General features: G+C 67.4%; 1 protein-coding gene. It reads right to left on the reverse strand.

Annotated elements, in window-relative coordinates; all coding sequences use genetic code 11:
• Window positions 1-1,372, reverse strand: a 1,372-nt coding sequence (gene trkA / locus DU505_RS22175) for a Trk system potassium transporter TrkA (protein WP_114481140.1), incomplete at its 3' end; no start/stop codon positions are given.
• Window positions 1,373-1,376 lie beyond the last annotated feature (4 nt).

Here is a 1,376-nt window from a genome sequence, read left to right on the forward strand (position 1 = left end):
AGAAGAAGGTCAGGCCGACCTGGAAGAGGCGTTCCACCTCGCGAATGCGGCGCTTGTCGATCACGAACAGGATCAGGTGATCGCCCGATTCCACCACCACGTCGTCGTGGGCGATCAGCACCTCCTTGCCACGCACCAGCGCACCGATGGTGGTGCCGCTGGGCAGGTCGATATCGCCGATGGCGCGGCCCACCACCTTGGAGGATTGCATGTCGCCGTGGGCGATGGCTTCGATGGCCTCGGCGGCACCGCGCCGCAGCGAGTGCACGTTGACGATATCGCCGCGGCGCACGTGGGTCAGCAGGCTGCCGATGGTGGCCTGCTGAGGCGAGATGGCGATGTCGATCTCGCCGCCCTGGACCAGGTCGACATAGGCGGCGTTGTTGATCAGCGTCAGCACCTTCTTGGCACCCATGCGCTTGGCCAGCATCGACGACATGATGTTGACCTCGTCGTCGTTGGTCAGGGCGCAGAAGATGTCGCAGTCCTCGATGTTCTCCTCTTCCAGCAGCCGCTTGTTGGTAGCACTGCCGTGCAGCACCACGGTGCGGTCGAGGCGCTCGGCGAGCACCGTGCAGCGCTCGATGCCGTGCTCGATGATCTTGACCTGATGGCTGTGCTCGAGGTGTTCGGCCAGTCGCTCGCCGATGTTGCCGCCGCCGGCGATCACCACCCGGCGGAAGTCGCGGTCGACCCGACGCAGCTCGCTCATCACCGCGCGGATGTCGCGGCGGGCGGCGATGAAGAACACCTCGTCGTCGGCCTCGATCACGGTGTCGCCGCGGGGAATGATCGGCCGGTTGCGGCGGTAGATGGCTGCCACCCGGGTGTCGACGCTGGGCATGTGGCGGCGCAGGAAGCCCAGGTCCTGGCCCACCAGCGGGCCGCCGTAGAACGCCTTGACCGCCACCAGCTGCACCAGGCCGCCGGCGAACTCCAGCACCTGCAGTGCGCCGGGGTGCTCGATCAGCCGCCGGATATGGTCGGTGACCACCTGCTCAGGGCTGATCAGCACGTCGATGGGCACCGCCTCGTGGGCGAACAGCCCCTTGCGGGTGAGGTAGGCGGTGGCGCGGACCCGGGCGATCTTGGTGGGGGTGCGAAACAGGGTGTGGGCGACCTGGCAGGCGATCATGTTGACCTCGTCGGCGCTGGTCACCGCGATCAGCATGTCGGCGTCCTCGCAGCCGGCCTGGCGCAGCACCACGGGGTAGGAGCCCGGCCCCACCACGGTGCGGATGTCGAGCCGGGTATGCAGTTCGCGCAGCCGCTCGCCGTCGGTGTCCACCACGGTGATGTCGTTTTCCTCGCGGGCCAGGTGCTCGGCCAGCGTACCGCCGACCTGGCCGGCGCCAAGAATGATGATCTTCATTGCT

It is taken from the genome of Billgrantia montanilacus, from assembly GCF_003336675.1.
Classification (GTDB): domain Bacteria; phylum Pseudomonadota; class Gammaproteobacteria; order Pseudomonadales; family Halomonadaceae; genus Halomonas; species Halomonas montanilacus.